Source organism: Enterobacter sp. DC1 (assembly GCF_000568075.1).
GTDB classification, from domain to species: domain Bacteria; phylum Pseudomonadota; class Gammaproteobacteria; order Enterobacterales; family Enterobacteriaceae; genus Enterobacter; species Enterobacter asburiae.
In genome coordinates this window covers 633,013-640,000 of the sequence record NZ_AZUA01000003.1, presented here as the reverse complement: position 1 = coordinate 640,000, position 6,988 = coordinate 633,013, and the positions used below count along the sequence as shown (strand labels likewise).

Below are 6,988 nucleotides of genomic sequence, written 5' to 3'. Positions count from 1 at the left end.
GGCATGGCTGCATCAGGCTTGCGCCCATTGTGCAATATTCCCCACTGCTGCCTCCCGTAGGAGTCTGGACCGTGTCTCAGTTCCAGTGTGGCTGGTCATCCTCTCAGACCAGCTAGGGATCGTCGCCTAGGTGAGCCGTTACCCCACCTACTAGCTAATCCCATCTGGGCACATCTGATGGCAAGAGGCCCGAAGGTCCCCCTCTTTGGTCTTGCGACGTTATGCGGTATTAGCTACCGTTTCCAGTAGTTATCCCCCTCCATCAGGCAGTTTCCCAGACATTACTCACCCGTCCGCCGCTCGTCACCCAGGAGCAAGCTCCCTGTGCTACCGCTCGACTTGCATGTGTTAGGCCTGCCGCCAGCGTTCAATCTGAGCCATGATCAAACTCTTCAATTTAAGTTTGATGCTCGTGAATTAAACTTCGTAATGAATTACGTATGTTCACTCAGAGACTTGGCCTGCCGCCAGCGTTCAATCTGAGCCATGATCAAACTCTTCAATTTAAGTTTGATGCTCGTGAATTAAACTTCGTAATGAATTACGTATGTTCACTCAGAGACTTGGTATTCATTTTTCGTCCGAGGACGTTAAGAATCCATGTCACTTTGAGTGCCCACACAGATTGTCTGATAAATTGTTAAAGAGCAGTGCAACGCGGCTTTCGCTCACCGTTGCGAGGTGGCGTATATTACGCTTTCCTCTTTCAGAGTCAAGTGTTTATTTTCGCTTTTCTCTGCTGACCCGGCGGCGTGTGTGCCGTTGTTCCGTGTCAGTGGAGGCGCATTATAGGGAGTAATTACGAAGCTGCAAGAATAAAGTGACATTTATTTACTAACCGCTCACTTTCCAGGCAGATCTTGCTCCAGACCTCAATTTTCGCCTGGTTTTTAAACAAAAACGAGCCGCAAGCGGCTCGTTTTTGCGTTTTGTGACTTACTGCACTGCCACAATGCGATCGTCGTTGGCTTCCAGACGAATAACTTTGCCTGGAATCAACTCTCCGGAGAGAATCTGCTGCGCCAGCGGGTTTTCGATCTGCTGCTGGATAGCACGTTTCAATGGACGCGCACCGTACACCGGATCGTAACCATTTTCGCTCAAAAGCTTCAGCGCCTCGTCGGAGATGTGAATTTCATATCCACGCTCTTCCAGACGTTTGTAAAGACGCTGCAGCTGGATCTGCGCAATCGACGCAATGTGTTTCTCACCCAGAGGATGGAATACCACCACTTCATCAATACGGTTGATGAACTCAGGACGGAAGTTATGGCTCACGACACCGAGAACCAGATCCTTCATATGGCTATAGTCCAGTTCACCGAAACGTTCCTGAATCAAATCGGAACCCAGGTTCGAGGTCATGATGACAACCGTATTACGGAAGTCGACCGTTCTCCCCTGCCCATCGGTCAGACGGCCATCGTCCAGCACCTGAAGCAGGATGTTGAACACATCAGGATGCGCTTTTTCCACCTCATCCAGCAGGATGACGGAATAAGGGCGACGGCGAACAGCTTCCGTCAGATACCCCCCTTCTTCATAACCAACGTATCCCGGAGGCGCGCCGACCAGACGTGAGACGGAGTGTTTCTCCATAAACTCGGACATGTCGATCCGCACCATCGCATCGTCGCTGTCGAACATAAAGTTAGCCAGCGCTTTACACAGCTCGGTTTTACCGACACCCGTCGGCCCCAGGAACAGGAACGAACCAATCGGACGGTTTGGATCGGACAGCCCTGCACGGCTACGACGAATAGCGTTCGAAACCGCTTCAACCGCTTCGTTCTGGCCAATCACCCGATTATGGAGATCTTGCTCCATGCGCAGCAGTTTTTCACGCTCGCCTTCCAGCATGCGCGCCACCGGAATACCGGTCCAGCGAGCAAGCACTTCCGCGATTTCTGCATCCGTCACTTTATTACGTAACAGACGCATCGTTTTCCCTTCTGACTGCGTCGCTATCTCAAGCTGTTTTTCCAGCTCAGGAATTTTGCCGTACTGCAGTTCAGACATCCGCGCCAGATCGCCGACACGGCGAGCCTGCTCAATGGCAATTTTTGCCTGTTCGAGTTCAGCTTTAATGGTCTGAGTGCCGGAAAGGGATGCTTTCTCAGCTTTCCACTCTTCTTCCAGCTCAGAGTACTGGCGCTCTTTATCGTCCAGTTCTTCATTGAGCATATCCAGGCGTTTCTTACTGGCTTCATCAGACTCTTTCTTCAGCGCCTGCTGTTCCAGCTTGAGCTGAATGATGCGTCGGTCGAGTCTATCCAGCTCTTCCGGTTTCGAGTCAATCTGCATACGAATGCTCGAAGCCGCTTCATCAATCAGGTCGATCGCTTTATCCGGCAGCTGGCGATCGGCGATATAACGATGTGAAAGCGTCGCCGCCGCAACGATAGCCGGGTCAGTGATCTGCACGTGGTGGTGCAATTCATAGCGCTCTTTCAGACCACGCAGGATCGCGATGGTATCTTCAACGCTTGGCTCAGCCACAAACACTTTCTGGAAACGACGTTCCAGCGCAGCATCTTTCTCAATGTACTGACGATACTCGTCAAGCGTGGTGGCACCGACGCAGTGAAGTTCACCGCGCGCCAGCGCAGGTTTCAGCATGTTCCCGGCATCCATCGCGCCGTCCGCTTTACCCGCACCGACCATGGTGTGCAGTTCGTCGATAAACAGGATAACGTTGCCTTCCTGCTTCGCCAGGTCGTTAAGCACGCCTTTCAGACGCTCTTCGAACTCACCGCGATACTTCGCACCGGCCACCAGCGCGCCCATATCCAGCGCCAGTACGCGGCGGCCTTTCAGGCCTTCCGGCACTTCCCCGTTGACGATACGTTGTGCCAGCCCTTCAACGATGGCGGTTTTACCGACACCCGGTTCACCAATCAGCACCGGGTTGTTCTTGGTACGACGTTGCAGTACCTGAATCGTACGGCGGATTTCTTCGTCACGGCCGATAACCGGGTCAAGTTTGCCCTGTTCAGCACGCTCGGTCAGATCGACTGTAAATTTCTTCAAAGCCTGACGTTGGTCTTCGGCTCCCTGATCGTTCACGCTTTCACCTCCGCGCATTTTCTCAATCGCCTGAGTCACATTGGCGGTGGTCGCACCGGCAGATTTCAGCAGGTCGGTCAAGGTACCGCGTGATTCAAGCGCCGCCAGAACAAACAGCTCTGACGAAATAAAGTTGTCCCCACGTTTTTGCGCCAGCTTGTCGCAAAGGTTAAGCACGCGCACCAGATCCTGAGACGGCTGAACGTCGCCGCCGGTACCTTCTACCTGCGGTAAACGGCTCAGCGCCTGATCGATAGCGGTGCGTAACTGGCCAGCATTAATGCCAGCGGACGTTAATAAAGGACGTACCGATCCCCCTTCCTGATTCAGCAAGGCGCTCATTAAATGAAGAGGTTCGATAAACTGGTTGTCGTGCCCCAGTGCGAGGGACTGGGCATCGGCGAGAGCAAGCTGGAATTTATTAGTAAGACGATCCAGACGCATAACTCCTCCCATAACAGGTCAAATTTGCTACTGGAGATTAAATGAGGTCATCCCTCAATTATTCAAGGTTAATGACCTGAATTATGTGAAAAGAAAACGGCACGTACCGGATCGTCTTGATTCTTTAGGTTATATCAGCCAAATGAAACTTGCCATACGCCCCGTGGTCTTGTCGCGACGATAGGAGAAAAAATCACCCTTTTCGGTGAATGTGCAGCGATCGCCGCCGAAGATCTGCGTCACGCCAACGTTATTCAGACGCTGGCGGGCGAGCTGGTAAATATCGGCCAGATATTTATCCCCCGAAGGCAGGAAGGCTTCAACCGATTGCGGATCTTTTTCCATAAAGGCTTCACGAACCTCTGGCCCCACTTCAAAAGCGCGAGGACCAATGGCCGGACCTAGCCAGGCCATAATATTGGCTGGCTCATCGCTAAAGCAGGCGACAGTTTCTTCGAGCACGCCTTCACACAGACCACGCCAGCCCGCGTGTGCTGCAGCCACCTCGGTACCTGCACGGTTACAGAACAGAACCGGCAAACAATCGGCGGTCATCACGGCACAAACGGTTCCCGGAGTATTACTGTAAGAGGCATCAGCGCGTTTAGAAGCATAGGGTTCCCCCGTCAACTTCAGTACCGCGTTACCATGAACCTGTTCCAGCCAGACCGGTTTTGACGGCAAGTTCCCCGCAGCAAACAGACGTCTGCGGTTCTCTTCAACGTGTTCCAGGCTGTCGCCACAGTGCGCACCGAGGTTCAAAGACTCCCACGCGCCCTGGCTAACACCGCCAATACGGGTTGAACTACAGGCGGCCACGCCAGCAGGCAATGGCCACTCCGGGACAATCAGTTTGGTCATAACCAGTCCACTTGATCCTTATGTTCTTCGAAATCAGCACGCATGGCGTCAATAAGGTCCACCATATCCTGCGGGATAGGCGCATGCCACTCCATCTGAATACCGGTGATAGGGTGGTAAAGACGCAGCATGGTCGCGTGCAGCGCCTGACGATCGAATTTACGCAATACGCTGATGAACTCATCCGATGCGCCTTTAGGTGGACGCGGACGACCACCGTATACCTGATCCCCGACCAGCGGATGGGTAATGTGGGCCATATGCACGCGGATCTGGTGAGTACGTCCGGTTTCCAGACGCAGACGCAGGCGCGTATGAATACGGAAGTGCTCCATAATGCGATAGTGCGTCACCGCCGGTTTACCCATCGGATGCACCGACATATGGGTACGTTTAGTTGGGTGACGACTGATTGGCTCTTCCACCGTTCCGCCAGAGGTCATATGCCCAATGGCTACCGCTTCATACTCGCGGGTGATTTCGCGCAGCTGCAGCGACTCCACCAGACGGGTCTGAGCAGGAACGGTCTTCGCCACCACCATCAAACCGGTGGTGTCTTTATCCAGACGGTGCACGATGCCCGCGCGCGGGACATCCGCGATCGGCGGATAATAATGGAGAAGTGCGTTAAGTACCGTACCGTCAGGGTTCCCCGCGCCCGGATGAACAACCAGGTCGCGCGGCTTGTTGATCACCAGAATGTCATCATCTTCATAGACGATGTCCAGTGGGATATCCTGCGGCTCGAAGCGGATTTCCTCTTCGATTTCAGCATTGATGGCGACAGCTTCCCCACCTAACACTTTCTCTTTTGGTTTGTCCCAGATCTTGCCGTTTACCAGCACGCGCTGGTCAAGGATCCATTCTTTTATGCGTGAACGCGAATAATCAGGGAACAATTCGGCCAAAGCCTGATCTAAGCGTTGACCGAGCTGATTTTCGGAGACTGTTGCGGTGAGTTCTACTCGTTGTGCCATAAACTGCTTCTTCGTTTAACGTTGGGTTTTACGGCTTTGCCGTTTAATATAGTGTGCTATTGTAGCTGGTCTTAATCGGGAGCAGGAACAGAGTTTCTCCCGGACAAACATTTGAGGAAAGTCAAAACGTCATGACGCGCATGAAATATCTGGTGGCAGCGGCCACGTTGAGCCTGGCTTTGGTGGGCTGCTCCGGTTCAAATGAACAGGTCCCTGACAATCCGCCGAATGAAATCTATGCGACTGCACAACAAAAGTTGCAGGACGGTAACTGGAAACAGGCGATAACGCAACTGGAAGCGTTGGATAATCGCTATCCATTTGGTCCATATTCGCAGCAGGTACAGTTAGATCTCATCTACGCATACTATAAAAATGCCGACCTGCCGCTGGCTCAGGCAACTATCGATCGTTTCATGCGTCTGAACCCGACTCATCCTAACATCGACTACGTGATGTACATGCGCGGCCTCACCAACATGGCGCTGGACGACAGTGCGCTGCAGGGCTTCTTCGGCGTGGATCGTTCCGACCGTGACCCGCAGCATGCGCGTGATGCCTTCAATGACTTCTCCAAGCTGGTGCGCGGCTATCCGAACAGTCAGTACGTGACTGACGCCACCAAGCGTCTGGTGTTCCTGAAAGATCGTCTGGCGAAATATGAATACTCCGTCGCGGAATACTATACCCGTCGTGGCGCATGGGTTGCCGTGGTTAACCGCGTAGAAGGTATGCTGCGTGATTATCCGGATACTCAGGCAACGCGCGACGGCCTGAAGCTGATGGAGAACGCTTACCGTCAGATGCAGATGACCGCTCAGGCTGAAAAAGTGGCGAAAATCATCGCCGCGAACAGCAGCAACACCTGATCTTGCCTCAATGCAAAACGGCAGCCCTAAGGCTGCCGTTTTTTATTCATTTTAGAGCGTCGCTGAAGCGCGTTAGCCTCAACACATCCAGTCAACTATGGCCCCAATTTTTGCCTTCGACAAGGTAAATCTCACCTCTTCCTGCCCTGCCTCACAAAAAAGATTCCCTGACAAAAACCGACAAAATAACGTGATCTAAATCACACATTTTGACATTAGGTCGGGTATGCTGGAATCACCAAGACGGAAAGACAAGAGGTAAAATTTATGACAATGAACATTACCAGTAAACAAATGGAAATTACTCCGGCAATCCGCCAGCACGTCGCAGACCGTCTCGCCAAACTGGATAAATGGCAAACTCATTTGATTAATCCACATATCATCCTGTCCAAGGAGCCGCAGGGTTTCATCGCTGACGCAACTATCAATACTCCAAACGGCCATCTGGTCGCCAGCGCAAAACACGAGGATATGTACACCGCTATTAACGATTTGATCAACAAGCTGGAACGGCAGCTCAATAAAGTGCAACACAAAGGTGAAGCCCGTCGCGCCGCAACATCGGTGAAAGACGCCAGCTTCGCGGAAGAAGTTGAAGAAGAGTAATCCTTTAAATTGAGTGTACCGCCAACGCGCCTTCGGGCGCGTTTTTTGTTTTTTATTGACAGGGTGAAAACAGTACGGGTACTTTAACGGTATCAATCACAGGATGACTTTATGAAACCTACGCCGTTCTTCTTCGCATTCTTTTTTACCTTCCCCTGACTG

6 protein-coding genes, 1 rRNA gene and 1 other annotated feature (2 of these 8 running past the window's edge) are annotated in these 6,988 nt (G+C 52.3%); of the genes, 3 read left to right on the top strand and 4 right to left on the bottom strand.

Translation table 11 applies throughout. The features are described from left to right. The 4 genes from P346_RS08625 to rluD form a co-directional block, all read right to left on the bottom strand. Positions 1–399, bottom strand: a 16S ribosomal RNA gene (locus tag P346_RS08625) (it extends 1,141 nt beyond the left edge of the window). Positions 400–936: 537 nt separating this feature from the next. After that, positions 937–3,510 carry an ATP-dependent chaperone ClpB gene (gene clpB / locus P346_RS08630; protein ID WP_023308864.1) on the bottom strand — a complete coding sequence of 858 codons (2,574 nt, stop codon included), beginning with the start codon at positions 3,508–3,510 and terminating at the stop codon, positions 937–939. 129 nt (positions 3,511–3,639) lie between these two features. Continuing rightward, entirely contained in the window at positions 3,640–4,371 is a 732-nt protein-coding gene (gene yfiH, locus P346_RS08635) for a purine nucleoside phosphorylase YfiH (protein ID WP_032660478.1), read from the bottom strand. Next, positions 4,368–5,348, bottom strand: a complete 981-nt coding sequence (gene rluD / locus P346_RS08640; protein ID WP_023308866.1) for a 23S rRNA pseudouridine(1911/1915/1917) synthase RluD — start codon at positions 5,346–5,348, stop codon at positions 4,368–4,370. The genes yfiH and rluD overlap by 4 nt, the downstream gene beginning before the upstream one ends. A 131-nt stretch (positions 5,349–5,479) precedes the next feature. Here rluD and bamD point away from each other — a divergent pair, with 131 nt between their 5' ends. The 3 genes from bamD (at position 5,480) to pheL (ending at position 6,985) form a co-directional block, all read left to right on the top strand. Continuing rightward, positions 5,480–6,217, top strand: coding sequence for an outer membrane protein assembly factor BamD (bamD, locus tag P346_RS08645; protein ID WP_023308867.1), 738 nt, complete (start codon positions 5,480–5,482; stop codon positions 6,215–6,217). Between the two features lie 267 nt (positions 6,218–6,484). Then, positions 6,485–6,826, top strand: coding sequence for a ribosome-associated translation inhibitor RaiA (raiA, locus tag P346_RS08650; protein ID WP_003863162.1), 342 nt, complete (start codon positions 6,485–6,487; stop codon positions 6,824–6,826). Between the two features lie 110 nt (positions 6,827–6,936). Continuing rightward, positions 6,937–6,988 (top strand) — a sequence feature (Phe leader region); it runs 74 nt beyond the window's last position. Beyond that, complete coding sequence (pheL, locus tag P346_RS23280; protein ID WP_102000890.1) at positions 6,938–6,985, top strand: pheA operon leader peptide PheL; 48 nt, start codon at positions 6,938–6,940, stop codon at positions 6,983–6,985. (Overlaps the previous feature by 48 nt.)

What these genes read in the sequence shown, in the direction of transcription:
- clpB (WP_023308864.1), bottom strand. Translation starts at nt 3,510, where the DNA reads ATGCGTCTGGATCGTCTTACTAATAAATTCCAGCTTGCTCTCGCCGAT.
- yfiH (WP_032660478.1), bottom strand. Translation starts at nt 4,371, where the DNA reads ATGACCAAACTGATTGTCCCGGAGTGGCCATTGCCTGCTGGCGTGGCC.
- rluD (WP_023308866.1), bottom strand. Translation starts at nt 5,348, where the DNA reads ATGGCACAACGAGTAGAACTCACCGCAACAGTCTCCGAAAATCAGCTC.
- bamD (WP_023308867.1), top strand. Translation starts at nt 5,480, where the DNA reads ATGACGCGCATGAAATATCTGGTGGCAGCGGCCACGTTGAGCCTGGCT.
- raiA (WP_003863162.1), top strand. Translation starts at nt 6,485, where the DNA reads ATGACAATGAACATTACCAGTAAACAAATGGAAATTACTCCGGCAATC.